A 26,459-nucleotide genomic window follows, 5' to 3' on the forward strand; every position below is an offset into this window, starting at 1 on the left:
ATGACACTGCCATTACTGATGAGATCGTCAATTATTTGGACTGCATCTATTGACGATGAGAAGCGGCAGAGTTGATGATTTCCTCATTACGGCAGTGTTGCTTGGAGGACACCATGTCCCACATCCCCGTTAACAAGGGCGGTCCTCTGACGCCCCACCAAGACCTCCACAGTGAGCAGGGCGCCCTACGCGGTGAACACCCCGGACGAGCCCGGAATCCGGTGATCAAAGTGGCGGATCTGGCCTGGCTGGAGTTCGAGAAGGCGGACCTGGACCGGGCCGAGGTGTTCGCCCGGGACTTCGGCTTCGCGATCGCCGCCCGCACCGATCACGAGCTGTGGCTGCGCGGCACGTTCGCGGGTCCTCCCTGCATGGTCATCCGGCGCGGTCGCGCCTCCCGCTTCCTCGGGCCGGCGTTCCGCGCGGCCGAGCGGACCGATGTGGACCGGCTCGCCGCCGCCGTCGGAAACACCGTCCGGGACATCGACGTCCCCGGCGGCGGTCGGTCGGTCACTCTGTTCGATCCCTCGGGACTCCCGGTCCGGGTGGTGCACTGCGCCGAACCGCTTCCCGCGCTGCCCGGGCAGCAGCCGCTCATCCTCAACACCGGCATCGAAGGCCGTCGTACGAACACCACTCAGCGCCCGCCCCGTGAGCCGTCCCGCATCCAGCGCCTCGGCCATGTGGTGCTGGAGACACGGGTGTTCGCCCGCACCCTGGACTGGTACCTGGACACCCTCGGGATGATCGTGTCCGACTTCCTGTTCCTGGACGGACAGCGCCGGCGCGGGCCGACCATGGCGTTCATCCGCTGCGACCAGGGCAGCCTGCCCGTGGACCACCACACCCTCGCCCTGCACCTCGGGCCGGGCACCGGCTACGTCCACTCCGCCTACCAGGTCACCGACCTCGACGCGATCGCCGCCGGCGGGGAGTACCTGGCCGAGCGCGGCTACCGGCGCAGTTGGGGCATCGGCCGGCACATCCAGGGCAGCCAGCTCTTCGACTACTGGCGCGACCCCGACCACTTCATGCTGGAGCACTTCGCCGACGGCGACCTGTTCTCCTGCGACCTCGAACCCGGATGGGCACCGATGTCGGCGAGCGGCCTGGCCCAGTGGGGCCCGCCCGTCACCCGCGACTTCCTGGGCACCAGCCCCTCCCCCGCCAAACTCCGCGAGGTCATGACGGCCCTGCGCGACGACAACGAACTCGACCCCGCACGCCTGCTGGGCCTGATGAAAGCGATGAGCTCATGAGCACCAACGTGCTGCGTACCCCCGACGGCTGGTGGGCCGTCCTCCCCCAAGCTCTCGACTCCGCCCGAGCAGGGGGGACCCCCACCGAGCGCGCCGTCCGCATCGAGACCAAGGCGGTCACCACCGCCGAACTGCTCGCCGACCGGGCCGCCGTCCAGGAGGCCGCCGCCTCCGGCGAGCGCGGCACGCCTGTCGCCGACCTGGTGGCGCTGCCTCCGGTCACCACTCCCTGCCGGGTGGTCGCCCAAATGGTCAACTACCGCAGCCACGCCAAGGATTCGGGCTTCACGGGCGACATCCCGCCCACCTTCTTCCGCAAGGCGTCCGGCTCGGTCAGCGGCCCGCACGACACGATCGTCCGCCCGGCGCACGTGAAGTTCCTCGACTACGAAGTCGAACTCGGCCTCGTCATGGGCGCGGCGCTCCCGGTGGGCACCGTGGTGGAGGAACAGGACCTGCCTTCGTACGTCGCCGGGCTCGTCCTCACCAACGACGTCAGCGCCCGCGACGTCCAGCTGACCAAGACCCAGTTCTACGAGAGCAAGTCCTACCCGACCTTCACCCCGACGGGTCCTTACCTGGCCCTGCTGGAGCCGGAGGACTTCGACCGTCTGATCGACCTGCGACTGCGGCTGTCGGTGAACGGCGTAACGCGTCAGGACCGCACCCTGGCCGACATGATCGTGCGGCCCGCGCAGGCGCTCACCCTGCTCGCCCGCTTCCAGACCCTCGACCCGGGCGACCTGCTGCTGACCGGTACGCCCGGCGGCACCGCCCTGAAGGCCCCGCCCAAGCCGGTCGAGAAGATCGCAGCCCTGCTGCCGCCGGCGCTGAAGTGGAAGACGTTCTTCAAGGGCCAGGCCAAGAACCCCCTCTATCTGCGCGACGGTGACCTCGTCACCGCCACGATCGCCACCCCCGACGGGCGCATCGACCTGGGCGAGCAGCGGACCGCTGTGGCGGACGCGAGGTGAGCGCCGCAACCAGGAGGCCGGTGGTCATCATCGGTGCCGGACCCGTGGGCGTCACGGCCGCGCTCCTGCTCGCCCGGTACGGGGTGCGCAGCCTGCTCCTCGAACGTCACCGGGACGTCTACCCGCTGCCGCGTGCCGTCGTCGTGGACGACGAGGTCCGCCGCATCCTGCAGAGCGTCGGTGTCCACGAGGAGTTCGCCGCCCTCGCCCGACCGGCGCCCGGGTTGCGGCTGCTGGATGCCCGGCGTCGCGTGATCGCCGAGTTCCCGCGGTCCCTGCACGGACACCACGGCTTCCCGCAGACCAGCATGTTCGACCAGCCGGAGCTGGAACGGCTGCTGCGCGACGCCCTGGCGCGCCGCCCCGAGTGCGAGCTGTGGGGCGGGGTGGAGGTCGTGTCCGTCACCCAGGCCGGCGACGGATCACCCGCTGCCGCGGGTCCGGTGCGGGTGACCTTCCGCCGCGACGGCAGCGACGAGGACGAGCACGTGTGGGCCGATGCCGTCCTCGGCTGCGACGGCGCCGGCAGCATCACCCGCGACGCCATCGGCGCCGTATGGGAGGACTTGCACTTCGAGGAGAGCTGGCGGGTCATCGACGTACGCACCAGCCTCCCGGTGCGCACCTGGGAAGGCGCCGAGCAGATCTGCTGCCCCACCCGGCCGGCCACCTTCATGCGAGTCGGCGAGGACCGCTACCGCTGGGAGTTCAGACTGCCGGACGACGAGCCCTTGGACGGCCCGGACGGGAGGGAGCGCCTGCACGAGCTGGTGGCCCCCTGGGTCGACCTGCCGTCCGCTGCCCACGGGGGCGACGACTTCGAGGTGATCCGGCAGGCGCAGTACACCTTCCGGGCCCGCCTCGCCGACCGGTGGCGCCGGGGACGCGTCTTCCTGCTGGGTGACGCGGCCCACCTCACCCCGCCCTTCATCGGGCAGGGCCTGTGCGCGGGCCTGCGCGACGCCCGCAACCTCGCCTGGAAACTCGCCCGCGTCGTTCAGCAGGGCGCGGACGACCGGCTGCTGGACACCTACCAGCAGGAGCGCAAGCCGCACGCCCGCCACGTGATCCGTGTCGCGGTCGCCGTCGGCTGGGCCATGACCGGGGGACAGGACCGCGGTGCGGCCATCCGCCGGGCCGTGGTGGGCGCGGCCTGCCGCATCCCCGGTGTGACCGCGGCGGTGAGCCGGGACCTCAGTCCCGCACTGACCGCCAATCCGCTGGTACGACGCCGCCCCCGGCTGACCGGCCGTTCACTGGCCGGCACCTTCTGCCCACAACCCTGGGTGCTGTACGACGGCACGCGCGAGCGCCTCGACGACATCCTCGGGGACTCCTTCGCCGTGCTGACCGCCGTGCCGCCCACGGCACGGATGACGGGCGTGGCCACGGCCCTGGGCGCATCCGTGATCCATGTCGGCGACCTGGACGACGACGGCACGCTGGCCGCCTGGCTGGCACGCGGCCGGGCGGACGCCGTCCTGCTGCGCCCCGACCGCGTCGTGATGGACACCGTCCCCACCGGAACCGGCGACTTCACCGACGTCGCCGCCTGGGCTCCCCTGCTGCACTCGGCCCGCCGCCCCGCCGAAGTCCGGCCCGCACCCTGACGAGGAACACCACACCATGACCACCCGGCACTCCACGCCCTGTCCGGAACCCTTCCTGCCGCCCGACCCCCAAGCGGCCGCCGGCAGCCGCATCGCGGACTTCGCCCGCTGGACCGCCCGGCACCGGGGCGCCGAAGGCATCCAGGACCCCACCGACTACCGGGCCCTGCACCACTGGTCCGTCACCGACCTGGAAGGATTCTGGGCGGCGGTGTGGGAGTACTTCGACATCGACGCCACCACTCCGTACGAGCGGGTGCTGGCCCAGGAGACCATGCCCGGCGCCCGCTGGTTCCCCGGCGCCACCCTCAACTACGCCCACCACGCACTGCGCAACCTGCACCCCGACGCACCCGCGATCACCGCACTGGACGAGACCGGAGCCGCCTACGAGATCACGGGCCGGCAGCTCCGCGCCCAGGTCGCCTCCGTCGCCGCCACCCTGCGCGACCTGGGCGTTGAACCCGGCGACCGGGTGGTCGGCTACCTGCCCAACACCCCCCACGCCGTCATCGCCTTCCTCGCCACGGCCAGCCTCGGCGCGGTGTGGTCCGTGTGCGGCCAGGACTACGCGCCCAAGGCCGCCGCCGACCGCTTCGCCCAGCTCGAACCGACGGTGCTCATCACGGCGGACGGCTACCTCTTCAACGGCACCCGTCACGACCGCCGCGCCGCCTCCCTCGACCTGGCCGCCGCCCTTCCCACGCTCAAGGCCACGGTTCTCGTGGATCACCTGGGCCTTGCGTGGCCCGCGTCCCGGGCTGCGAGGCTGACGGTTCCCTGGGAGGACGCGGCCGGCCGCACCGAGTACCTCACCATCACGCCGGTGGCGTTCGACCACCCGCTGTGGATCGTCTTCTCCTCCGGCACCACCGGGCTGCCCAAAGGCATCGTCCACGGTCACGGAGGCGTCCTGCTGGAACACCTCAAGATCCTCGGCCTGCACTGCGACCTGGGCGTCGGTGACCGCCTGCTGTGGTACACCACCACCCACTGGATGATGTGGAACCTGGTCGTCTCCACCCTGCTGACCGGTGCCGCCACCTGCACCTACGACGGCAGCCCCGCGCCGGTGGCGCGCCGGGACGTCCTGTGGGAGCTGGCGGCCCGCCACAAGGTCACCGTCTTCGGCACCAGTCCCCAGTACCTGCTGGCCATGGCCAAGCTCGGCGTCGACCCCGCCGTGCACGACCTGTCGGCGATCCGCGCCATCGGCTGCACCGGCTCCGCCCTGCCCGCCTCCGCCTACCCCTGGGTCCGCGACCACGTCGGCGCAGGCGTCCAGTTGGCCTCCACCAGCGGCGGCACGGACGTCGTCTCCGGCTTCGCCGGCAGCGCCCCCACCACCCCGGTGTGGGCGGGTGAACTGTCGGCCCCCAACCTCGGCGTGGCGCTCGCGGCGTACGACGGCGCGGGACGGCCGGTCGTCGACCAGGTCGGCGAACTGGTCGTCACCCGGCCCATGCCGTCGATGCCGCTGTACTTCTGGAACGACCCCGACGGCAGCCGCTACCGCGACGCCTACTTCAGCGCCTACCCGGGCGTGTGGCGGCACGGGGACTGGATCACTCTCACCTCCCACGGCTCGGTGATCGTGCACGGCCGCTCCGACGCCACCCTCAACCGCAATGGCGTACGGCTGGGCAGCGCCGACATCCACGACATCGTCGAACGCCTCCCCGAGATCGCCGAGGCCCTCGTCATCGGTGCGGAGGAACCCGACGGCGGCTACTGGATGCCGCTCTTCGTGGTCCTCGCCGACGGGGTCGGTCTGGACGAGTCCCTGTGCGAGAAGATCCGCGACGCGATCCGCACCGGCGCCTCCCCCCGCCACGTCCCCGACGAGATCCTCGCCGTGCCGGCCATCCCGCACACGAAGACCGGCAAGAAGCTCGAGGTCCCGGTCAAGCGCCTCCTCCAGGGCGCACCCGCCGAGCAGGTCGTCAATCCCTCCGCGGTCGACAACCCCGACCTGATCGCCCACTTCGCCGGCCTGGGAGCCGAACGCCGCCAGGCCCATCGTCCGCACACCCCCGAAGGCGCCTCGTGATCCTCTCCACCTCGCTGACCTGTCTCCTCGCGTTGATCTTCGCCCTGCTGGGCGCGGCCAAGATCCTGGCCCTGGGTCCGATGCCCGAGCTGGCCGCCCACGCCGGCTTCACCACCGCGACCTACCGGGTCATCGGCGGGCTGGAGCTGGCGGGCGCCATCGGCGTGGCCCTCGGCCCGGTCGTACCGCTGTGCGGCGGCCTGGCCGGTATCGGGCTGCTGATGCTGCTCGCCGGCGCCATGACCACGCACGTACGCAAGGGCGACGGGCTGACCAAGCTCCTCCCCGCGGTGACATGCACGGCCCTGGTCGCCTGGTATCTCGCACTCCTCGCCGGCCTCTGACCCGTTCCGGGAGACTGTCGGCGGCCACTCGTCCTGTTAGCGAGCCCAGGGCGGGGCTGGCAGACTGACTCTGTGGTTCCGCTGATGGTCGCGGCGGATCAGATCGCGTCCGCATCGCTCACCGGCGCCAGTGTCGTGTCAGCCTGCGCACTGCTCTTCACCGTCGCGTCGTTCTGGTGGCTCAACGCCCGACAGGGACGCCTGCAGGCGTGGGAACCTCATTCCTTCGCGGCGATCGTCCACGGTTCCACGGCACGCCTACGACTGCCGCTCGTCCTGCACAACACCGGTCCCAAACCGATCGTCGTGCAGGACATCATCCTGACCTTCCCCGATGAGCCGGCCTCTCATCTGCCACTCCTGTGGGTGTCCTCGCCGTCCCGGCTCCAACCGGGGCCGGACGAGGAGGCGAAGCTGCCCGCCGGATTCGTCGTGCCCGGCAGAGAAGCGCAACAGCTCTTCCTCGAGTTCGAGGCACCGTTTTCCGGATTCCTCCCGGAGGCCCGTGACTACAAGGCCCAGATACAGGTGCGGGTCGGCCACCGCAAGGGGTGGCGCCCCCTGCTGACGTTCATCTTGAGGGCCGCCAACATCATCGATCCACTCCGCTACACCGTCTACAACAACGCACCGGTCGAGCTGACGAAGGAAGATCAGAGGAGAGCGGACGCCGCGCTTCTCGAACTGCTGGAAGAGCACGGGGACGGCTCCTCTCCGGGCGGCAGGAGACAGGGAGACCCTCCGAATGACGAAGGTGACGCCGACACGAGCCGCTGACATCGCCGTCCGTCCTCTGACGTGGACAGCGGTGGCACCGGCCCCGCCGGGCCGCCACAGCCACCGCACCGATCACTCGCGTCAGTCGACGCAACCGGCCGCCGCGAGGTCGAGCGCAATGTCCGTGATCATGCCCGCCTGGCCGCCGACCATCCTGCGCCGGCCGGCTTCGATTCATCTCCGGCCTGGTCGTCTCGGACCTCACCACCGCCCTCCCTCTCCCCCTCGGCGTCCTCGGCCACGAGGGCTCGACCGTCATCGTCGGCCTCAACGGCCTGCGGCTCATGCGCGAGGCCGCCTGGGCCCGGGCCCGCACGGAGGGCCAGCCCTGACTCGCCCAGCCCCACGGCCCGCCGTACCCGCGCAGGGGCGACGGGCCGTCCAAGACCGTCGACACGATCGGCATCGAGGCCGCGGTGGCCCGCATCCGCGCCCGTGGAGGGAAGGCCTGATGGCGAAGAAGTGTTCGAAGTGAGGGCGGACGGCGCAGGCCCTCACCTGGTCAGCAGTGCAACCTCGCGGTCTGCGGGAGAAATCTGGGACGGGTGGAGTCGGCCGCGTGGCCTTCGTCATCGACAACCACAGCGCACCACCGGCCGTCGCTACGGCCGCGCTCCCCCGGTCTCCACCGTCGAATCCACGACAGATCCAGGCGTCACGACGCACTCCACACGTTGAACCGCCAGGACCCGGAAACGGTCGAGCAGAATCTACCGGATTCATGAATATGCAGGTCGGCGATCCAGCGTCATAGCTGGACCCAGGGTGACCGCACGACAGTTCGTCAGGGCCGGCAGGACGGCCGGACGCTGAGCAGTTCGGTCCGCAGCACGGGCATGCCGTCGACAGGCGCGGGGTCCTGCGTGGTTGGCTCGATTCCGCCAGCAGCGATCTTGTCGAGCGTCTTCAGGCCGGCGGCACCGACCGTGCCGAACACCGTGTAGTTCGGTCGCAGCGCGGAGTTGCCGTAGACGACGAAGAACTGCGAACCGTTCGTGTTCGGCCCGGCGTTGGCCATCGCCAGCAAACCGCGTCCGTAAAGGCGACGGACGCCGGTCGGATCGCTCGGTGCCGGCGGCAGGTCCACCGGCAGCTCGTCCTTGTACTCGTACCCCGGCCCACCCTCGCCAGTGCCGGTCGGGTCGCCGCACTGCAGGACCTTCAGCGTCGGGTACGCCGTCAGCCGATGGCACACCGTACGGTCGTAGAACCGGTGCCGCGCCAGGTGCAGGAAGCTCTGGACCGTGCACGGCGCCTTCGCCCGGTCCAGGCGCAGCGGGAGCGGGCCCTGGCTGGTCGGGACAGCCATATCGACCGTGCCGTGACTGGGGGTGTGCCGCGGGTCGGGCGGCAGGGGAACCGGCCGCGCCGCCGGCTCGTTCGGTGTCTGGGTGTACTGGCAAGGACCGTGCGTGGTTCGCGGCGGGGCATCGGAAGCGGAGGCGGTGGTGCCGCCCCCGGACACGACCAACGCTGCTGCCGCCAATGCGGTCATGAGAGCTCGGTTCACCCTGCACACCTTCCAAAAGATCGTCAGATTTCGGAGCGGTCGCAGTCTAGAGTGCGGCCCGGCGGGCGAGTACCCGTCCGCAAGCCACATCCGCCTCCCAGCCTTCGGCCCACGGCCGCAGGCCACTACGTTCGTGTGCGACACAGCGTCGGGTTGGCGCTTGACCTGGATACGAGCCAGTTGCGCGGTTGCCCAGGTAGGGAAGATGGGGGCAGGAAGCGAGGCGGGATCCGGGCTTTGCCAGGGAACGGGAGTGCTTTTCGACCAGGTCCAGGGTGCTGGGTTGTTCACGACGAGCACGCCGCTGACACGGCTGTGGGGCCGACCCCAACAGACACTCCCGCCCCGGAGAAGCCCACACGCGCCGAGACCACGACGCCCCCGACCGCTCCGACCGCGGAGCAAACGGCCGCGACGGAGGTCCTCAACGTCATCAACCAGGCTCGTGCCGAGGCGCATCTCGCGCCGTTGCAGTTCAGCACCGGCCTGGGAACGAGTTCTGGGCTACACACCGACACCATGGCCGCCGGTTGTGGCCTGCAGCACCAATGTCCGGGCGAGCCGTCGCTCGGCGACCGCGAGACGGCGGCCGGCGTTCACTGGGGAACCGCCGGCGAAAACATCGGCGAGGGTGGCCCGGTCGCCGAAACGCAGGCGAACATCACGGGCATAGCCGTCGGGCTCACGAAAGGGATGCTCGCCGAACAGCCTCCCAACGACGGACACCGCCGCAACATCCTCAACCCGAACTTCCACCACATAGGAATCACCGTGCTGCGCGACAGCGGGGGGGGTCTGGATGACCCAGGACTTCTCCGACTGACAACGGCCGAAGTGACGAGCAGAGTTGTCGCCCCGGAGCGGGGAGTCGTCCCCGCCATTGAGCCATGCATCCGGCGCGGCCACACTGCGCGGCGATCTCGGGACCGCCGCCGCCTTGCTCACCGAGATCGTGACCGAGGACGACGTCCTCCGGCATCGGCTGGGGCCGGAACCTCTACGCGATGACTCGCCCGCTCACCAGCCTGGCTCGTGCACATCGCCAATGAGTGGGGCCGCCTGGTGTGGATATCGGCCGCCCGCCCAGCCGCACCCACGGCATCACCGCCGCACGGACTCGGACACCTGGGCGAGGAAGCTGACGCTCGCATGGCCGGAGGGCGGTTCATCGCCGCGAAGCGAAGGGGTGGAGACAACCAACGGCTCGGCAGCCGGTCTCCTGACCTTTCGAGGAGCCCACCCCCTGTGCGGCTGGGGCCTCCACCGGCGACCGGCAAGCACGCGCGCGGCGCGGGGATCAATGCGTCACTGTCCGTCCGCTGTGATGCCGGTGTCGCGCCGCCTTGGCGCAGTCATAGCCCATCACAAGATCAGCCCGCCGTGCAGGTCGTCTGCGAAGCCGGCCGTGTCCGTGAGTCCGAAGGCCACGCGCTGGAGCAGGATTCCGTGCAGCAACCCCATCACCACGCGCGCTGCGCGGTCCGGGTCCATGGCGGCGGGCACCGTGCCCGCGGCCCGGCCGCGACGCAGAGCGTCGGCGACAGTGGCGCGGACCTTTTCGAAGCCCTCCGCGGCCGGGCCGCGTACCTCGTCGTTGCGCAGCACCTCCGCCCACGTCTGCACGACGCAGCGCAGCAGTTCCTCCACTGCGACCTCGTGCCCCGCCGCGTCCTGCACCGTCTCGCCGCTGATCGTGCCGAGCGCGGCGGCCACCAGTTCCGCGACGGACGGGGCGTCCGCACTCTCGGCCAGCCGCTCAACCGGTTCGAAGATCAGCCGGAACGCGTCGCCCGCGATGGCGAGGATGATCTCCTCCTTGCTCGTGAAGTAGCGGTAAGGCGCGCCGGCCGAGACGCCTGCCTCCGCGGCGATGTCCGGCATGGAGGTCTGGTGAAACCCGTCGCGGGCGAAGCAACGACGGGCCGCGGCGACAATCTCCGCACGCTTCGCCTCGCGGCGCTCGGCTGTGATGCGCGGCATGGTCGCCTCCTTCATCGTGAATGAACATTCATCTTGACAGCTCTACCGTTCCGGGAACACCCTAAAAGTGAACGGTCATTTACGGAAGCGGGCCACTCCGCGGGCTCCCGGAGGGGAGATCCACTGATGAGCACCAAGCTGAGCATCGGCGTCTACGCCTACGAGCACACCGAGGCACTGTTCGACGGCCGGGTCACGGTCGACGGGGTGGACGCGACGTTCGAGACGGCACCGCTCGTGTCGGACATCTTCCGCCGCGCCGTCGAGGGACACTACGACCTCGCCGAGTTCGGTCTCACCTACTTCCTGCGCACGTTCGACCTCGACGACGCGCCGTTCCTGGCGCTGCCGATCCTGCCGAACCGCAACTTCCGCCACTCGGCGATCTTCGTGAACACCGCCGGCGGGATCGTGAAGCCGCAGGATCTGGCCGGCAGGACCGTCGGCGAGTTCGCTCTCTACGGCCACGACGCCGGGATCTGGCCGAAGGGCATCCTGGCCGACGAGTACGGCGTGACCCCCGACCAGTGCCGCTGGGTCATCGGCGGCACCAACCACCCCATCCCCGCCTTCGACTGGGTCCCGCAGCCCGTCCCGGACGGCGTCGACGTGCGCCACGCTAAGGAAGGTCAGACCCTGGGCGCCATGCTCGAATCCGGCGAGATCGACGCACTGATCTCCGTCGACGTACCGCAGGCGGTGCTGGACGGCTCCCCGAAGGTGGCCCGCCTGTTCCCCGACTACGAGGCCGTGGAGCGTGACTACTACCGCCGCACCGGGATCTTCCCCCCTATGCACATCATCGCGATCCGCAGGGAACTGACACATCGGCCGGGCCTCGCACGGGCCGTGTACGACGCCTTCACGCAAGCCAAGGTACTCGCCGAGCGCAAGTACCTCGACGACGCCACGAAACAGCACATGAGCGTCATCACGCCGTGGTTCAGCACGCTGTTCGAGGAGAACCGTCGGCTGCTCGGCGACGACTGGTGGCCCTACGGCGTCGCCGCGAACCGCAAGGCCATCGACACCTTCTTGCGCTACCACCACGAGCAGGGCCTGTCGAAGCGAAAGCTGACGTGCGAGGACATCTTCGTGCCGGAACTCCTCGACACCTGAGTCGAGCGGCAACGGCGTTTCGGGCTTGTCGATCCGAGAACGCGAGACTGGTCGTCGTCATGGCCGCCAGCCGATTGGCTATGACCAGCACTTTCGCAACAGGCCCTGCGGTACCCCGATGGCGGTGGGCTGACGGCCGAGGAACGGGCTCGGCGTGAGCAAGTCCAACCCGCAGCCGCCTATCTGATCGAGGCCGGAGCCGGCGACCGGGAGGTGGCCCGACGGTTCAGGGTGACCAGGAGGTCGGCAGGCCCCTGGCCTCCAGGGGCCCCGGCAGTGCCACCTCCAGAGGCGTTCGACTTTGCGGAGGCGAAGGCTACGACCTGTTGGTCGCCAAGGGCCCGGGCCGCATCCACCACAGGCGTGTGTCATCACTACGCCCTCGCGTCAAGTGCTTGCCGGAGGAGACCCCGGGGGGCGGTCCACCGCCGGAGCTGCAGCACACCCGCCCGGAAGCGCCCTCCGGCCGCGCCTGCAGGGGCTCGCCGTCGAACGCCTCTCTCACAGGCGCTGTCACAGGTCTGTCACCATCGGTTCCCGCACCGCAAAGCTTCCTTCGCCCGAGCCGCCACCCCGCTGCCTCAGCCATATCGCTCGGGCCTTGCTGCACCCCGCACCGGGAACGCTTCCGGGCAGGCACCACTTTCCTACAAAGCAGCCGCATTTCCATGCGCCACCCAGCGTGCTCATTTCTGATCTTTCAGTGGCCGAAACCCTGTGGTGCGGGGAACGGGTGGCGTGCCGTGGTGGTGACGGGGAACCAGAGATCCGGCGGCACTCTGCAGCGGTCGTCGGGCTGATCAGTGTTTCCGTTCGCGATTGCCATTCTGATTCCATAAACGCAGTAATCCAGCAGGGGGTGGCACGGGTGGCACGTCTTTACATGCACTTGGTTGCGGTCGTGTAACTTTGGATCATACGCTCGTTGACAAATTATCCGGGAGGTGCAGATGGCAATGAAGGTGCTCGTGTGTGATTCGGTACCTGTTGTGCGGGACGGCCTCAAATCGATCCTTTCCTCGGCGCCGGACGTGACGAGCGTTTCAGCCACGGGCAACGCCGTCGAATGCCTCGTCATGGTCCGTAAATTACACCCCGACGTTCTGATAACCGACCTCAACCCGGAAGGGATGGACGGGGTCGATCTCGTTCATCGGGTGATCAAAGAGAATGCAGAGGAACGGGAGAAGTCGCCCGGGATCGTAGTCTTCACGAGCGGGATGACGGACCAAACCATAGAGGCCCTGTTACGGGCCGGGACGATGGCTCTCCTCGAAAAGGAAACGGGGCGCGAACAGCTTCTCACCGCGGTCAGGGCGGCGGCGCGGGGTGAAGTCATGCTCGCTCCCCATGTGACCGGGAAACTGGTCGGCTGGTTCAGGAACCAGGAGTTCGGGCCGGACCCGGGCCTCGACCCCCAGGTCGAGTCACTGACCCCGCGCGAGAGGGAGATACTCGTGCTCGTGGGTGAGGGGCTGCCGATAGAAGAGATAGCGTCGAAACTCGTCATCGGCGCGGCGACCGTACGTACGCATATCTACCGGCTGAGGCACAAGCTCAATGTGCGCGACCGCGCTCAGCTCGTTTCCTTCGCCCACAGCTGCGGGCTGCTCTGATTCCGCTCGCTCTGAGAGCGTTCCGCGTCGGATCGGGCTGACGGCTCATCGGATGCGGATGTCCCGGACGTCGATCCGGGAACCTCGACCAGGAACATCGCCGTCACCACGAGGGCGCCGCCGACAAGGGTGGAGAGGGTGAGGCGCTCGCCGCCGGCGAGCACGGCGAACAGGCCCGCGAAGACCGGTTCCATGGTCAGGATCACCGCGGCCTGGGTCGCCGTCACATGCTTCTGTGCCCACGTCTGCACCATGTAGGCGAAGGCCGAGGCCAGCACCGCCGTGATGAGTACCGCCGTCCACGTGCTGCCGCTCTCCGGGAGTCGCACGCCTTGAGGGAGGGCACCGATCAGGCACATCAACGAGGCCGTCGCCAGTTGGACCACGGTGAGCGCGTAGGCGTCCCGTCCCGGGGACCAGCGTCCCAGTGCCAGGAGGTGCAGCGCGAAGCAGACGGCACACAGCAAGGTGAGCGCTTCCCCCGAGCCGAACGAGACGCCGCTGAGCGTGATGAGCGCAAGGCCGGCGGTCGCGGTCAGCGCCGCTGCCCACGCGAGCAGGGAGAGGCGCTGGCGGAACAGCAGCCAGGCCAGGAGCGGGGTGAGGACGACGAAGAGACCGGTGAGGAATCCGCTGACGGCCGCCGACGTGTTCTGCAGGCCGAGGGTCTGCAGGATGTACGCCATGCCCAGCAGGAAACCGGCCGCTGCTCCGCGTCCCAGCGTGCCGCGGTCGACGCGGCGGACGACCGACGGACGGATCGCGGCCATCACCACCGCGGCGATCGCGAACCGCCAGGTCAGGAAGGAGAAGACGGGCGTGCCCACGGTGGCGTCCTTGACGACCAGGAACGTGGCGCCCCAGACGGCCGTGACGAGCAGCAGCCCGACCACGGCGCCGAGCTGTAACTTGCCGTAGGTCGGCCGGATCCGGAAGCTCCTGTTCATGACGGTCCTTTCGTCCGGGAGATGACTGCGGTGTCGACCGGGCACGACTGCTTGGGGCATGCGTCCAGGGCGCACATGCGGCAGATGCGCTGTCCGTGAGCGGCGTCAGTTGTCAGATGGGCCAGCATCCGCTCGAGGAGACCGGTCAGCACGGTTCTCTCGTGTGGTTGGAGCACGGACATCGCGTCGCGCATGAGGCCGCTCCGCAACTCCAGCAGCCGCTTGGCCTCACGTGTCCCCTGCGAGGTGAGGTGGATGGACACCTTCCGGCCGTTGGCGCCCGGCTCCCGTCGTGCCTTGCCGTCGCGCTCCAGCCGGTCCACCAACCGTGTGGCGGCGGACTGGGTCAGGCCGAGAGGGCCGGAGATCTGGTCTACGCCCGCGCCGGGCTCCTGCAACAGGTAGGTGAGGGCGGCCGGGGTGGCCCCGCTCTGCCCGGACGCGCTCTCGCTCGCCGTCCGCTGCGCGTCGCCCAGCGCGGTGACCAGGGCGCCCAGCAGATTCTCCGTCCGACGGTTCATGGAGTCCATGCCCATGAAATCAACCATGCATGACTCATGCATGAGTGTCAAACAGTCGAGTCAAGAGCGGGGAGACAGGCGATGCCGACGCAACTCTTCGTAGTACGGGAGCTGTTGGCGATGGAAGTCCGCCAGCGTCGGATGGTTGTCCACGGTGAATGCGTACTGCCGGGGAGCGCGCGTGAAGCCGACGCTGTCGCCGGCGTCCCGGTGCCACTTCGGGGCCTTGAGCCACTCCTCACGCATCCCGCTCTCCCAGTTCAGTGTGCTGGGCAGGAAGGGGAGTCCGACCTGGGCGCAGTACTCCCTGACGGTCTCGGCGGGGCGGTCGAGAAGGTCGTCGGAATCCACCACCACGGGAGCACTCCCGCTGCTTCCGGTCGCCGTACGGACCGCCTCGAACAGCTCGTGCAGCCGTCCGAAGCCGATGTCGTCGGCCGTGACGTCGGGATTGAGCGCGTAGTGGGAGGCGATGACCTCGTCCGGCTTCCGGATGATGAAGGTGTGCCTGGCCTCCGTCAGGAAGCGGCGGTCAGTCAGCACCGTGGGGAAACGGAAATCCGTCGTGTCCTTGAAGAAGACCCGTGTGGTCCGGGCCAGCTCGCGTATGGCTTCTATCACCCCCGCTTCCGTCTCGACCACATGTCCCGCCACTTCGGTCGAACCGAAGTCCGAGAGGTGCGAGAAGGGCTCGTGCAGCGTGGTGAGGTCTTCGCGCTCCATCATCATGCGGAGAAACGCGGTGGAACGTGATCGAGGCGCGCTCCACATCGCGATAATGCGTGGGCCAGTGGTGGGGATCGAATCGCTCATTGGTCCGCCTTTCGCTTGCGGAGGTCTGTTCTCGGACCGTAGCACCGCAGGGGTGCGCCACTGAAGGGCGCATCCGGTACAGGTCACCGGCCGCGGTCTTTCGTAATCATTGTGATTACGGCGTGAGCTGCGGGCTCCGTTGTTTCGCGCGGTATGCGACGGATCCGACGGTGCTCGGGATGATGCTCATGACGACATGGGCCTCATCCGTTCGCTGGCCGTGGGGTGGCAACGGTCCTCGGAATTGTCATGGCGAAGTAATCGCCTGGCGGATGATTTCCGGATCCGGAGGGTGCTTGAATCCATGGAGACGAGATCCCTGCTGCCAGGACCTATTGCCAGGGGAGTGATCGTGACTGACGTATCCGAAGTCCTCGTTCCTGCCGAAGCCTCGGCTTATCGAACCGTCGATCTGACGCCGCATTCCAACAATGTCGGCATTTCCGCCGCCGACCGCACCTCGCGTGGTGCGTTCAACGTGTGGGGCAACTCGTTTCCGGCCGAACACCTACCGGAAGCGGGAGCCCAGGTGACCGTGGGCGGCGTACCGTTCCGTTTTCCCCGGGTGGGCGAGGGGAACGACAACGTACGGTGCGACGGGCAGTTCATCGCATTCGAGGCGGGCCGATTCGACTGGCTGCATCTGCTGGCCGCGTCCGAACGGCGCGCCGAAGACACAGTGGAGATGCACTTCGAGGACGGCAGCGTCGATCCCGAGTGGCTACGCGTCTCGGACTTCTGGGCCGCGCCCCCGTGGTTCGGTGAGACGACCGCCTTCGCGACTCCGGTGATGCACTATCCGCACCACGTCCAGCAGGGACTCTCGGCCATGCTGTGGTCCCAACGGGTTCCGGTCACCCGACGAGCGGACCTGGGCGGGTTCCGCCTGCCGCCCAACGCCGCCGTCCACGTCTTCGCCGCCACCTTGCAGAAGACCGTCACGGCAGGCTCGGAGGCCGGCCGTGACCAGTGACTTCGTGACGCCCGCGGTGTCCGCGAGGACCGAGGCACCTGTGCTGTGGTACCGGGATCCGATCAGCTGCCTTCAGTCCACCTTCGCGTCGATACTGGCCCGGGCAGGAGTGAACCCGCTGTTCGCACTCGGAGCCGGCTGGGAGTTCCTGTACATCCCCGACGACGTCCGGTCGGAGGAGTTCTACTATCCCTGCCGGTACCAGGGTGACTTGGGCCGCAGTCTGCTGCCCCACCACGAGGTGAGCTCATCGTGGTGGTGCCCGGCGGACCCTGCCGATCCACTGCGCGAGATACGGGCGGCCATGGCGGAGGAACGGCTGGTCATCGCCGCCGTGGACAACTTCCATCTCCCGTTCAGGCCCGCCTTCGGCGATGTCCATGCCGCACATCTGCTGATCGTCTACGGCCTCGACGAGCAGCGGGAGCTGGTCCATGTCTCCGATGCCATGCCGCCCGCATTCCAGGGGCCGATTCCGCTCGACGACTTCCTCCGCAGCTGGGGATCGGCGAATCCGCAGGACCACCAGGACGCCTTCTTCAGCGACTCCCGGATCAACCGGCGCTGCCTGTCGGTCTCGGTCGGGCCCGGCGACGCCGCCGACCCCTCCCCCGAGCAACTCGCCGGCTGGCTGCGGGCCAACCTGGAGCGGTTCGAGGAACCCGTGGCGGTGGCCGGACTCGGGGGACTGGCCGGACTTGACGGCTACCTCGGCGAGTTGACCTCCCGCGCACGGGCCGGTGAGGTTCGCCCACTGCGGGAGCTGTACCCCCTCGGCTGGGGCCTGCAGGCGCAAGCGGCCCTGCACGGTGAGCTGTTGCGCGACCGCGGAGCCGCGTGGCGTGCACCGGGGCTGGCGGCAGCCGGACGCGCCGTCGAAAGCGTGGCCCACGCGTGGACGCCGCTGCGCATCACCGCAGCCCATGGACTCGACGACCCGGCGGCCGCGGCCGAGAACCTGCGACGGCACGCGGGAGTGCTGCGGTGGCGCCACACCGAGGCGGTCGAATCCGTCCGGCGCGCCCTGGGCGAACTGTGAACAACCGCTCCCCGGCCGCGCCCCGCCCGCTCCGAGGACCACCGACGCCCCATCGGACCGCCGCCGTCGACGACCCTCTGGGACCGCCGCCACCCGAGACGCCACTGGAGAGAACGACATGAGCAAGCTCGCAGTACTGGGCGGAACAGCCGCCGTACCACCGGAACAACGCCAGGTCGAGTGGCCGGTGATCCAAGACGACGACCGCAAGGCGGTGCTCGATGCGCTGGACGGCGGACGACTGGTCTCCGACACCGACGGTGAGACGCCGGTGAGCCTGCTGGAACGCGAATGGGCCGAACGATTCGGCTTCGGCCACTGCGTGGCCGTCACCAATGGCACCGCGGCGCTTTCGCTGGCCCTGGCCTCGCTGGGCGTGGGGCCGGGGTCGGAGGTCATCGTCCCGGCGCTGAGCTTCATCGCCACCGGACTGGCTCCGCTGCACAATCTGGCCGTTCCCGTCTTCGCCGACATCGACCCGGTCACCTTCAACATCGACCCGGAGGACATCGAGCGACGCATCACCCCGAGGACCGCCGCGATCATCCCCGTCCACCTCCATGGCGCCCCGGCCGACATGGACCGGATCACCGAACTGGCCCGCCGCCACGGCCTCGCCGTGATCGAGGATGCCGCGCAGGCACCCGGCGCGACGTACCGAGGGCGTCCTGTGGGCGGCTGGGGCGACATGGGGGCGTTCAGCCTCCAGGTCACCAAGAACATCCCGACCTGTGGAGAGGGCGGTCTGCTGGTGACCGGCGACGCCGGCCTCGCGGGATCCGCGCGCCGGGCACGCCAGTTCGGAGAGGACATCGAAAGCGGCCGGGACCGGGACTACATCTCGCACCGGCTCGGCTGGAACCACAAGATGAACGTCCTCCAAGCGGCCTTCACCCGTGCGCAACTCACCCGCTTCGACAGTTACGAGCGGTCCCGTCAGGACAACATCACCCGTTTCCTCGGCCGGCTCTCGTCGCTGCCCGGCCTGACCGTGCCCACACCGCCGCCCGGCGCCACCCATGTCTGGCACATCCTGCGGTTCCGCTTCGACCCGGCGGCCGCGGGCCTGCCCGGCATCCCCCGCGAACGTTTCCGGGACGCCCTGCGGCGGGTGCTGCGGGCCGAAGGAGTGCCGATGTCCCAATACCAGCTCATGCCGCTGCCGGACCAGACCGTCTTCCGGGACCGTACCGGCTTCGGACACGGCTATCCCTGGGCGGCGCTCCAGGACGGCGCGGCCTCCCCCGCGCAGAACGACGACCATCCCGTCACCCGCACGGTCATCCGGGACTCGCTCACCCTCCAGAAACGGCACCTCAACCCGGGAAGCGGCGAGCTCCTGGACCGGTACGCGGACGCGTTCGAGAAGACATGGCGCAACCTCGATGTGGTGGCCAGGTTCGCGGGGGTGGCGGCATGACCACGCTGAACCCCACCGCGACCGGCCTCGGCGCCCTGCGCGAGCGGGCCACCCGCATCCGCGAGCACGTCGCGGACATGTGCGCGGGACCCGAGGGAGGCCATCTCGGCGGCGCGTACTCGTCCGCCGAGATCATGACCGCCCTCTACTTCGACGTGATGAACCTCGATCCGACCAGGCCGGACGCACCGGAGCGGGACCGATTCGTGCTCAGCAAGGGGCACGCCGCCGTGGGCCTGTACGCGACCCTGGCCGAGCGCGGCTTTCTCCCGGTCGACGAACTCGCCTCGTACGGCCGTCCCGGCAGCCGGCTGATGGGCCACCCGGTACGCGCCGTGCCCGGCGTCGAGGCGGCCACCGGATCACTCGGTCATGGTCTCGCGCTGGGCTGCGGCTTCGCGCTCGCGGCGCGCCTGGACGGCATGGACAGCAGGACGTTCGTCCTCATGGGCGACGGCGAACTGCAGGAGGGCTCGGTGTGGGAATCCGCCATCGGCGCAGCCTCCCTGGGGCTTGACCGACTGGTCGCCGTAGTGGACCGCAACTCCCTGCAGCTGACGGGTGCCACCGACTCCATCGCCGTCATGGAACCGCTGGCCGACCGCTGGCGCGGCTTCGGCTGGGCTGTCCGGGAGGTCGACGGCCATGACCTCACGGCACTGGTGCAGGCCCTCGGTGACGCGCCGTGGGAACCGGGGCGCCCCGGCGTCCTGATCGCCCGCACGGTCAAGGGCCGTGGCCTGCCGTTCCTGGAAGGGCGCACCGCGAGCCACTACGTCACCTTCTCCGAACGCAACCACGCCCGGGCCCGTGCCGCACTGGGCCGTATCAGGAAGGAGGACGCCAGGTGACGACCACCGCAGCACCCCCCGCGGTGACCCGCGAGGCCTATCGCGACCGGCTGGTCCCACTGCTGGGGACGGACCCGCGGCTCATGTGCCTGGACACCGACACCGGGCTGTTCGGCCCGGACCACATCGAAGCGGCGGGCGATCAGTACCTCAACCTCGGCATAGCGGAACACAATCTGATGGGCATCGCTGCGGGGCTCGCGTTCTCGGGCCGTATGCCGTTCGTCAACACCATGGCCGGATTCGCCAGTTCCCGGGCGCTGGAGGCCGTGAAAGTCGACATCGCCTATCCCGCCCTGCCGGTACGCGTCATGGCGACCCACGGCGGACTGGCCGCCGGCCATCTCGGCCCCACACACCACGCGTTGGAGGACCTGGCCGTCATGCGGACGCTGCCCACCATGACGGTGGTCGTGCCGGCGGACGCCGCCGCCACCGCGGCCGTGGTCGAGCAGAGCCTCGAACTGAGCGGCCCGCTTTACGTACGACTGGGCCGCAAGGCCACACCGGCTGTGCCGAGTGACGAACCGGTGGTCATCGGCCGGGCCCAGCAGTTACGCCGGGGCACCGACGTGGTCCTCGTCGGCTGCGGGCCCCACCCGGTGGCCGCGTGCGTCGGAGCCGCCGGACTCCTGGCGGAGTTGGGCATCTCAGCCGCCGTACTCAACATGCACACCCTGCGGCCGCTCGACACCGAATCCCTCCGTACGGCCGCTTCCGGGGCCTCGCTCGTCGTCACCGTGGAGGAGCACTGGCGCAGCGGCGGCCTGGGCGGCGCCGTCTGCGAGGCGCTGTCCGAACGGCAGCCGGTCCGCGTGCTGAGGATCGGCATGCCGGACAAGTTCTCGGACACCGTCGGCGGCCAGGAGCACCTGCTCGACCACTACGGGATCACCGCCGCCCGTACCGCCGCAGCCGTGACCACCGCACTCGACGCCGACTGACCACAGAGCGAAGACCAACGACCACAGAGCAGAAACCGACAGAGAAAGGGAACGTCATGACAACCGCGACCCAGATCTGCCCGGAGTGCGAGGGCCCGGTGGACGTCGACGAGGCCGTCCGGCCGAGCGAGGTCATCGAATGCCCCGAGTGCCGCAGTGAGTTGGAGGTGGTGGCCACCTCGCCTCTCCTGCTCGCACTGGCACCCGAAGTCGAAGAGGACTGGGGAGAGTAACGAGGTGGCCTCCTCCACAGCGCCCCGGACGGCGTTGCTGGCTTCCAGGATCCGCTTCGAGGAGAGGCGCATCCTGGAGGCCCTGGACCGCCGGGGCATCCCCTGTACGACGATCGACACGCGGACCGTACGGCGCCATCTGCACGAGGTCCCGCCGCCGTGCGACCTGGTGCTCAACCGGGAGATCTCGGCGACCAAGGCGCTCTACGCGGCCCTCACCTTCGAGGCCGCCGGCCTCACCGTCCTCAACTCCGCCGCGGCCATCGAGACGTGCGGAGACAAGTGGCGCACCTCGCTCGCGCTGCGTGCGGCCGGGCTGCCCACGCCGCCCGCCGCCCTCGCCCTCACGGCCGAGGCCGCGGAAGAGGCGGCCGAGGAGATCGGCTACCCGGTGGTCCTCAAGCCCCTGGTGGGGTCGTGGGGCAGGCGGGTGGCACTGCTGCCGGACGCCGCCGCGCTGCGCACTGTGCTGGAGTACAGCGAGGCGCTGCCGTCACCGCTGGCCAAGTTGGTCTATCTGCAGCGCTACGTCGACAAGCCCGACCGGGACATCAGGGTGATCGTCATCGGCGGCACACCGATCGGCGGCATGTACCGGACGTCGGACGGGTGGCGGACCAACGTGGCGCGCGGCGCGACGACCAAGCCGTGCGAGTTCACCGACGACATCGTCAAACTCGCGGCGACGGCGGCCCTGGAGACCGGGGCGCACATCGCGGGAGTCGATCTCGTCGAGGACTCCGACGGCGGCCTCCATGTGCTCGAAGTGAACCACGGAGTCGAGTTCAGGGGATTCCAGGAGGCTCACTCGGGCCGGTTCGACGTCGCCGAGATCATCGTCGACCGCCTCGTGTCAGGGGCGAGCTCATGATCAAAGCGGCGGTGTTCGGTGCCGCCGGGTACATCGGCGGCGAACTGCTGAGGCTGCTGCTCGGCCACCCCGAGGTGGAGCTGACGGCCGCGGTGTCGTCGCGCTTCCCGGGCAAGCGGATCGACAGCGTCCACCCCAATCTCCGTTCGGCCACCGACCTCACCTTCAGCGCCCCCGAGCGGGCGGAGGACTGCGACGTGGTCTTCCTGGCCACACCGCACCGCTCCACCATGGACCTCGTACGGCACTGGACGGACCGGACCGACCTGCTGGTCGACCTCTCGGCAGACTTCCGGCTGCGCGACCCGGATGTGTACGAGCACTACTACGCGGTGCCCCACGAGGCCCCCGAGCTGCTGGACGCCTTCGTGCCGGGCATACCGGAACTGCACCGCGACCGTTTGCGCACCTCCCGGCTGATCAGCGTCCCGGGCTGCATGGCCAACGCCGCGATCCTCGCGCTGCACCCGGTGGCGGCCCACGGCCTCGTCGTTCCACCCGCGCTGGTGGACGGACGCACCGGATCCAGCGGCTCGGGAGCCTTGGCGGGCGACTCCAACCTGCACGCCGAACGCAGCGGCGCCCTGCGCGTGTTCGCCCCCGCGACCCATCGTCATGAGGCCGAAGTCGCCCAGCACACGGGGCTCGACGTCCGTATGACGGCGACCGGGGTCGAGGCGGTGCGGGGTGTGCAGGTCGTCTGCCACGCCGAGGTGCCGGAGGACACCGAGCCGCGGGCCGTCCGTGCCGCGTACCGAGAGGCGTACGCGGACGAGCCGTTCGTCCGGCTGGTGGCCCACAAGCGGGGCACCTACCGCTACCCGGAGCCGAAGATCCTGCTCGGCAGCAACTTCTGTGACATCGGCCATGTGTGGGACGACGCATCCCACCGGCTGGTCGTCGTCGCCGCCCTGGACAACCTCGTCAAGGGCGGCGCGGGCAACGCCGTGCAGTGCCTCAACGTGCGCATGGGCTGGCCCGAATCGTACGGACTGTCCTTCCCCGGGCTGCATCCGGTGTGAGGACGAAGGGAGAAGCATGGGCGCACCCCAGTTGGTGGTCGTCAAATGCGGCGGCAACAGTGACGTGAACGCCGCCGGTATCTGTGCGGACGTCGCCGACCTGGTGAAGGACGGGCACCGTCTCGTGATGGTGCACGGCGGATCGGCCGAGATCGACCGGCTGGCGGGCGAACTCGGCGTACCGCAGCGACGCCTCGTCTCACCCGACGGTGTGTCGGCCCGGTACACCGACGAAGCCACCCTGGAGGTGGTGACCCTGGCCCTGGCCGGATCGGTGAAGCCGAAACTCGTCAGCGAACTACTGCGCCACGGCATCCCGGCCGTCGGACTCACGGGCCTCGACGGCCAACTGGTGCTGACCCGCCGAAAGAAAGGGCAGAAGGCGGTCGTCGAGGGACGCACCGTGGTCGTACGCGACGATCACAGCGGCAGGATCGACACGGTGCGCGGAGAGCTTCTCGCGACACTGCTGTCGCAGGGGTACGTGCCCGTCGTCTCGCCGCCCGCCTCCGACGAGCACGGCGATCCGGTCAACGCCGACGCCGACCGGATCGCCGCCGCGCTCGCGGCCGAACTCGAGGCCGACCGGTTGGTGTTGCTCACCGGCGCCCCGGGTGTGCTCGCCGACCCGGACGACGAGCACAGCGTGCTGCCGGACTGCGAGGTGACTGCTACGGGCGCTCCGGGAGAGTTCGCCCAGGGCGGCATGGCGCTCAAACTCGTCGCGGCCCGGGAGGCGTTGCTCGGCGGCGTCGGGCAGGTCACCGTCGCCGACGGCCGCGGCGACGGGGCGGTCGGCGACGCCCTGCGCGGAGCCGGCACGGACGTCCGGCTGACACCCGACCAGGAACCCGGCGAGGAACCCGGCCGCGCATCCGGCCGGCAAGAGGAAACACCCGGAACAGGCAGGGAGTGACCGATGACCACCGAAACCGCCGTCCCGGCCACGGAACCCACTACGGAACTCACGGCCGCGCTGGCCGGAACCGACCCCGGCGCAGCGGTGGACATGCTCCAGTCCATGCTGGAGATCCCCTCCCCGTCGGGTGAGGAAGGCCGGCTGGCCCGTCACCTGGCCGACGTCATGAACGGACTCGGGCTCACCGCCCGCATCGACGACGCGGGCAACGTGATCGGTGAGACCCCGGTCCGCCCCGGCCCGCGCATCATGCTGCTGGGCCATATGGACACCGTCCCCGGGACGCTGCCCGTACACCGCGAAGGCGGCCGGCTGCACGGTCGCGGCGCGGCCGACGCCAAGGGCCCCCTCGCAGCCATGGTGCGGGCCGTCGCCGCGGGCCGCCACCTCCCCGGACAACTCGTGGTCGTCGGAGTCGTCGAGGAGGAGACCCCGCGATCCCGTGGAGCGGCGCACATCGGGCGCACCCTCGCCCCGCCGGACGCCCTGATCGTCGGGGAGCCCAGCGGATGGCCGGGCATCGTCGTCGGATACAAGGGAAAGCTGGACCTGGAATACCGGGTCGACCGTCCTGCCACGCATCCCAGCAACCCCATGGAGAAGGCCACCGAGTCCGCCGCCGCCTTCTGGCAGGACGTCCTCGGGCTCCTGGGACCCGACCAGGGCCACAGCTCGTTCTCGACTCCGGGCGCCACCCTGGTCGGCATGCGCGGTGACCTCACCGGCGCAGAACTGGCCATCAGCGTCCGCACACCCCTCGGATTCGACCAGGACGGGTTCGTCGCCGCTCTGCGGGACCGGGGCAGGGGCGGCCGGGTGGAGGTCGTCAACGGTGTGCGAGCGGTGGAGGCGGACCGCCGAGGCCCGGTGGTGCGCGCCCTCAGCGCGGGGATCCGCGCTGTCGGGGGAACACCGCGGCCGACGCTGAAGACCGCCACATCCGACATGAACACGCTGGGCGAGGTCTGGGACGTACCCATGGCGACCTACGGCCCCGGGGACAGCACGCTGGACCATTCCGACGAGGAGCACATCCTCGTGGACGAGTACCTGCGGGGCATCGCGGTCCTGTCCACGGCGCTCCGCGAGCTGGCCACAGCGCCGGCGGGCGGCGCGGGCGGACTCGGGGGTGCGTCATGACCCTTGAGAGGCCGGTGCCGGCGACGCCCGAGTTCTGCACCTGCTGGCCCGGCGCGACCGTATGGCTCACCGGTCTGCCGAGCGCGGGCAAGTCCACCATCGCCACCGCGCTGGCGGAGCGGCTCCGCCACGACCGTCGGCGGGTGGAGGTGCTCGACGGCGACGAAATCCGCAGGTTCCTGTCGGCCGGGCTCGGCTTCTCCCGCGAGGACCGGCATCTCAACGTGCAGCGGATCGGTCTGGTCGCCGAGGTGCTGGCACGCAACGGGGTCATGGTCCTGGTGCCGGTGATCGCGCCGTACGCGGACTCCAGGGAGACGGTTCGCCGCCGCCACGAGAAGTCGGGGACGAGCTATCTGGAGGTACATGTCGCGACGCCGGTCGAGGTCTGCTCGGCGCGCGACGTCAAGGGCCTGTACGCCGGGCAGGCGGCAGGCCGCATCTCCGGACTCACGGGGGTGGACGACCCGTACGAGGAGCCCCAGCACCCCGATCTGCGGATCGAGGCGCACGCCGAGAGGCCCGCCGAATCAGTGGACGCGCTGCACGCGTTGCTCGTGCGAAAGGAGCTGGCATGACTGTCGCAGCCAAGTACGGACACGGCACGGAGAGCCCGTATCTGCTGCCGCACCTGGACATGTTGGAGACCGAGGCCGTGCACATCCTCCGAGAAGTGGAGGGGGAGTTCGAGCGGCCGGTGATCCTTTTCTCCGGCGGCAAGGACTCGATCGTCATGCTGCACCTGGCGCTGAAGGCGTTCGCTCCGGCGCCGGTTCCCTTCTCGCTGCTGCATGTGGACACCGGTCACAACTTCCCCGAGGTCCTCGAGTTCCGCAACCGTGTGGTGGCCGCACATGGGCTACGCCTCCAAGTGGCCTCCGTACAGCAGTACATCGACGACGGCACGCTGTGCGAACGCCCGGACGGCACCCGTAATCCGCTGCAGACGGTGCCGCTGCTGGACGCCATCACCGAGGGCGGGTACGACGCCGTCTTCGGCGGCGGACGCCGTGACGAGGAGAAGGCCCGCGCGAAAGAGCGGGTGTTCTCGCTGCGCGACGAGTTCGGTGCCTGGGATCCGCGCCGCCAGCGCCCCGAGCTGTGGCAGCTCTACAACGGCCGGCACGCCCCCGGCGAACACGTCCGCGTGTTCCCCCTGTCCAACTGGACCGAGCTGGACGTGTGGCAGTACATCGCCCGAGAGGGCATCGAGCTCCCGCGGATCTACTACGCCCACGAGCGCGAGGTGTTCCGACGCGGCGAACTGTGGCTGGCACCCGGCAGTTGGGGCGGCCCGAAGGGCGACGAGAGCGTCGAGAGGCGGTACGTCCGCTACCGCACGGTCGGTGACATGTCCTGCACCGGCGCGGTCGATTCCGACGCCGTCACCATCGAGCAGGTCATCGACGAGATCACCACATCGCGGCTGACCGAGCGGGGTGCCACCCGGGCCGACGACAAGCTCTCCGAGGCCGCCATGGAGGACCGCAAGCGCGAGGGCTACTTCTGACATGACCGCCGACGGCA

General features: G+C 69.5%; 26 protein-coding genes and 3 pseudogenes. 23 read left to right on the top strand and 6 right to left on the bottom strand.

The window, feature by feature from the left end; translation table 11 throughout:
- Positions 1-113 precede the first annotated feature (113 nt).
- From ACZ4SW_RS32945 to ACZ4SW_RS32970, 6 genes are all read left to right on the top strand, one after another.
- The gene (locus tag ACZ4SW_RS32945; RefSeq protein WP_468252644.1) at positions 114-1,259 is read left to right on the top strand and encodes a VOC family protein; all 1,146 of its coding nucleotides are present in this window, start codon (positions 114-116) and stop codon (positions 1,257-1,259) included.
- Entirely contained in the window at positions 1,256-2,233 is a 978-nt protein-coding gene (locus ACZ4SW_RS32950; RefSeq protein WP_468252646.1) for a fumarylacetoacetate hydrolase family protein, read from the top strand. Before ACZ4SW_RS32945 ends, ACZ4SW_RS32950 begins: the two co-directional genes overlap by 4 nt.
- Positions 2,230-3,843, top strand: coding sequence for a bifunctional 3-(3-hydroxy-phenyl)propionate/3-hydroxycinnamic acid hydroxylase MhpA (gene mhpA / locus ACZ4SW_RS32955; RefSeq protein WP_468252648.1), 1,614 nt, complete (start codon positions 2,230-2,232; stop codon positions 3,841-3,843). Before ACZ4SW_RS32950 ends, mhpA begins: the two co-directional genes overlap by 4 nt.
- Positions 3,844-3,859: 16 nt before the next feature.
- A complete protein-coding gene (locus ACZ4SW_RS32960) occupies positions 3,860-5,893 on the top strand; it encodes an acetoacetate--CoA ligase (protein WP_468252650.1) in 2,034 nt (677 codons plus the stop codon).
- Positions 5,890-6,237, top strand: coding sequence for a DoxX family protein (locus ACZ4SW_RS32965; protein ID WP_468252652.1), 348 nt, complete (start codon positions 5,890-5,892; stop codon positions 6,235-6,237). The genes ACZ4SW_RS32960 and ACZ4SW_RS32965 overlap by 4 nt, the downstream gene beginning before the upstream one ends.
- 72 nt (positions 6,238-6,309) lie before the next feature.
- Positions 6,310-7,014, top strand: coding sequence for a hypothetical protein (locus ACZ4SW_RS32970; protein WP_468252653.1), 705 nt, complete (start codon positions 6,310-6,312; stop codon positions 7,012-7,014).
- An 81-nt stretch (positions 7,015-7,095) separates the two neighbouring features.
- On the opposite strand, the pseudogene ACZ4SW_RS32975 reads toward ACZ4SW_RS32970, so the two are convergent.
- A pseudogene (locus tag ACZ4SW_RS32975) lies at positions 7,096-7,188 on the bottom strand (hypothetical protein); the annotation flags it as partial.
- Positions 7,189-7,397: 209 nt separating this feature from the next.
- Here ACZ4SW_RS32975 and ACZ4SW_RS32980 point away from each other — a divergent pair.
- Positions 7,398-7,466, top strand: a pseudogene (locus ACZ4SW_RS32980) (50S ribosomal protein L28); the annotation flags it as partial.
- A 332-nt stretch (positions 7,467-7,798) separates the two neighbouring features.
- Here the strand turns inward: ACZ4SW_RS32980 and ACZ4SW_RS32985 are convergent.
- Positions 7,799-8,509, bottom strand: a complete 711-nt coding sequence (locus ACZ4SW_RS32985; protein ID WP_468252655.1) for a peptidylprolyl isomerase — start codon at positions 8,507-8,509, stop codon at positions 7,799-7,801.
- 330 nt (positions 8,510-8,839) lie between these two features.
- Here ACZ4SW_RS32985 and ACZ4SW_RS32990 point away from each other — a divergent pair, with 330 nt between their 5' ends.
- Positions 8,840-9,532 (top strand): CAP domain-containing protein, encoded by a 693-nt coding sequence (locus ACZ4SW_RS32990; protein ID WP_468252656.1) that lies wholly within the window; start codon positions 8,840-8,842, stop codon positions 9,530-9,532.
- A gap of 354 nt (positions 9,533-9,886) precedes the next feature.
- Here the strand turns inward: ACZ4SW_RS32990 and ACZ4SW_RS32995 are convergent, their stop codons facing one another.
- A complete protein-coding gene (locus ACZ4SW_RS32995) occupies positions 9,887-10,504 on the bottom strand; it encodes a TetR/AcrR family transcriptional regulator (protein WP_468252658.1) in 618 nt (205 codons plus the stop codon).
- A gap of 126 nt (positions 10,505-10,630) precedes the next feature.
- Here ACZ4SW_RS32995 and ACZ4SW_RS33000 point away from each other — a divergent pair, with 126 nt between their 5' ends.
- The 3 genes and pseudogenes from ACZ4SW_RS33000 to ACZ4SW_RS33010 all read left to right on the top strand — a co-directional run bounded on the left by ACZ4SW_RS33000 (position 10,631) and on the right by ACZ4SW_RS33010 (position 13,239).
- Positions 10,631-11,623 (top strand): substrate-binding domain-containing protein, encoded by a 993-nt coding sequence (locus ACZ4SW_RS33000; protein WP_468252660.1) that lies wholly within the window; start codon positions 10,631-10,633, stop codon positions 11,621-11,623.
- Between the two features lie 105 nt (positions 11,624-11,728).
- Positions 11,729-11,881: pseudogene (locus ACZ4SW_RS33005) on the top strand (IS630 family transposase); the annotation flags it as partial.
- A gap of 698 nt (positions 11,882-12,579) precedes the next feature.
- On the top strand, positions 12,580-13,239 hold the full coding sequence (locus ACZ4SW_RS33010) for a response regulator (protein ID WP_468252661.1): 660 nt from the start codon (positions 12,580-12,582) through the stop codon (positions 13,237-13,239).
- Here the strand turns inward: ACZ4SW_RS33010 and ACZ4SW_RS33015 are convergent.
- From ACZ4SW_RS33015 to ACZ4SW_RS33025, 3 genes are read right to left on the bottom strand one after another with little or no spacing between them, the layout of a single operon-like run.
- Positions 13,200-14,186, bottom strand: a complete 987-nt coding sequence (locus ACZ4SW_RS33015; RefSeq protein ID WP_468252663.1) for a DMT family transporter — start codon at positions 14,184-14,186, stop codon at positions 13,200-13,202. The two genes, ACZ4SW_RS33010 and ACZ4SW_RS33015, sit on opposite strands and share 40 nt — an antisense overlap.
- Positions 14,183-14,734 (bottom strand): MarR family winged helix-turn-helix transcriptional regulator, encoded by a 552-nt coding sequence (locus ACZ4SW_RS33020; protein WP_468252664.1) that lies wholly within the window; start codon positions 14,732-14,734, stop codon positions 14,183-14,185. The genes ACZ4SW_RS33015 and ACZ4SW_RS33020 overlap by 4 nt, the downstream gene beginning before the upstream one ends.
- A 33-nt stretch (positions 14,735-14,767) precedes the next feature.
- The gene (locus tag ACZ4SW_RS33025) at positions 14,768-15,520 is read right to left on the bottom strand and encodes a sulfotransferase-like domain-containing protein (protein WP_468252665.1); all 753 of its coding nucleotides are present in this window, start codon (positions 15,518-15,520) and stop codon (positions 14,768-14,770) included.
- A 352-nt stretch (positions 15,521-15,872) separates the two neighbouring features.
- Here ACZ4SW_RS33025 and ACZ4SW_RS33030 point away from each other — a divergent pair, with 352 nt between their 5' ends.
- The 12 genes from ACZ4SW_RS33030 (at position 15,873) to cysD (ending at position 26,442) form a co-directional block, all read left to right on the top strand.
- Positions 15,873-16,493 carry a hypothetical protein gene (locus ACZ4SW_RS33030; RefSeq protein ID WP_468252667.1) on the top strand — a complete coding sequence of 207 codons (621 nt, stop codon included), beginning with the start codon at positions 15,873-15,875 and terminating at the stop codon, positions 16,491-16,493.
- Complete coding sequence (locus ACZ4SW_RS33035; RefSeq protein ID WP_468252668.1) at positions 16,483-17,532, top strand: BtrH N-terminal domain-containing protein; 1,050 nt, start codon at positions 16,483-16,485, stop codon at positions 17,530-17,532. The genes ACZ4SW_RS33030 and ACZ4SW_RS33035 overlap by 11 nt, the downstream gene beginning before the upstream one ends.
- Positions 17,533-17,650: 118 nt before the next feature.
- Positions 17,651-18,952 carry a DegT/DnrJ/EryC1/StrS family aminotransferase gene (locus tag ACZ4SW_RS33040; protein WP_468252669.1) on the top strand — a complete coding sequence of 434 codons (1,302 nt, stop codon included), beginning with the start codon at positions 17,651-17,653 and terminating at the stop codon, positions 18,950-18,952.
- Positions 18,949-19,803 (top strand): transketolase, encoded by an 855-nt coding sequence (locus ACZ4SW_RS33045; RefSeq protein WP_468252671.1) that lies wholly within the window; start codon positions 18,949-18,951, stop codon positions 19,801-19,803. Before ACZ4SW_RS33040 ends, ACZ4SW_RS33045 begins: the two co-directional genes overlap by 4 nt.
- A complete protein-coding gene (locus ACZ4SW_RS33050) occupies positions 19,800-20,747 on the top strand; it encodes a transketolase family protein (protein WP_468252672.1) in 948 nt (315 codons plus the stop codon). The genes ACZ4SW_RS33045 and ACZ4SW_RS33050 overlap by 4 nt, the downstream gene beginning before the upstream one ends.
- Positions 20,748-20,803: 56 nt before the next feature.
- Entirely contained in the window at positions 20,804-20,980 is a 177-nt protein-coding gene (locus tag ACZ4SW_RS33055) for a lysine biosynthesis protein LysW (protein ID WP_468252673.1), read from the top strand.
- Positions 20,981-20,984: 4 nt separating this feature from the next.
- Positions 20,985-21,851, top strand: coding sequence for a RimK family alpha-L-glutamate ligase (locus tag ACZ4SW_RS33060; protein ID WP_468252675.1), 867 nt, complete (start codon positions 20,985-20,987; stop codon positions 21,849-21,851).
- A complete protein-coding gene (gene argC, locus ACZ4SW_RS33065; RefSeq protein WP_468252676.1) occupies positions 21,848-22,873 on the top strand; it encodes an N-acetyl-gamma-glutamyl-phosphate reductase in 1,026 nt (341 codons plus the stop codon). Before ACZ4SW_RS33060 ends, argC begins: the two co-directional genes overlap by 4 nt.
- Positions 22,874-22,889: 16 nt before the next feature.
- On the top strand, positions 22,890-23,789 hold the full coding sequence (locus ACZ4SW_RS33070; RefSeq protein ID WP_468252678.1) for a [LysW]-aminoadipate kinase: 900 nt from the start codon (positions 22,890-22,892) through the stop codon (positions 23,787-23,789).
- A 3-nt stretch (positions 23,790-23,792) separates the two neighbouring features.
- Positions 23,793-24,932, top strand: a complete 1,140-nt coding sequence (locus ACZ4SW_RS33075; RefSeq protein WP_468252680.1) for a M20/M25/M40 family metallo-hydrolase — start codon at positions 23,793-23,795, stop codon at positions 24,930-24,932.
- Positions 24,929-25,510, top strand: coding sequence for an adenylyl-sulfate kinase (gene cysC, locus ACZ4SW_RS33080; RefSeq protein ID WP_468252681.1), 582 nt, complete (start codon positions 24,929-24,931; stop codon positions 25,508-25,510). Before ACZ4SW_RS33075 ends, cysC begins: the two co-directional genes overlap by 4 nt.
- Positions 25,507-26,442 carry a sulfate adenylyltransferase subunit CysD gene (gene cysD, locus ACZ4SW_RS33085; RefSeq protein WP_468252683.1) on the top strand — a complete coding sequence of 312 codons (936 nt, stop codon included), beginning with the start codon at positions 25,507-25,509 and terminating at the stop codon, positions 26,440-26,442. Before cysC ends, cysD begins: the two co-directional genes overlap by 4 nt.
- The last annotated feature ends 17 nt before the right edge of the window (positions 26,443-26,459 follow it).

This window comes from Streptomyces sp. NPDC028331 (assembly GCF_055565775.1).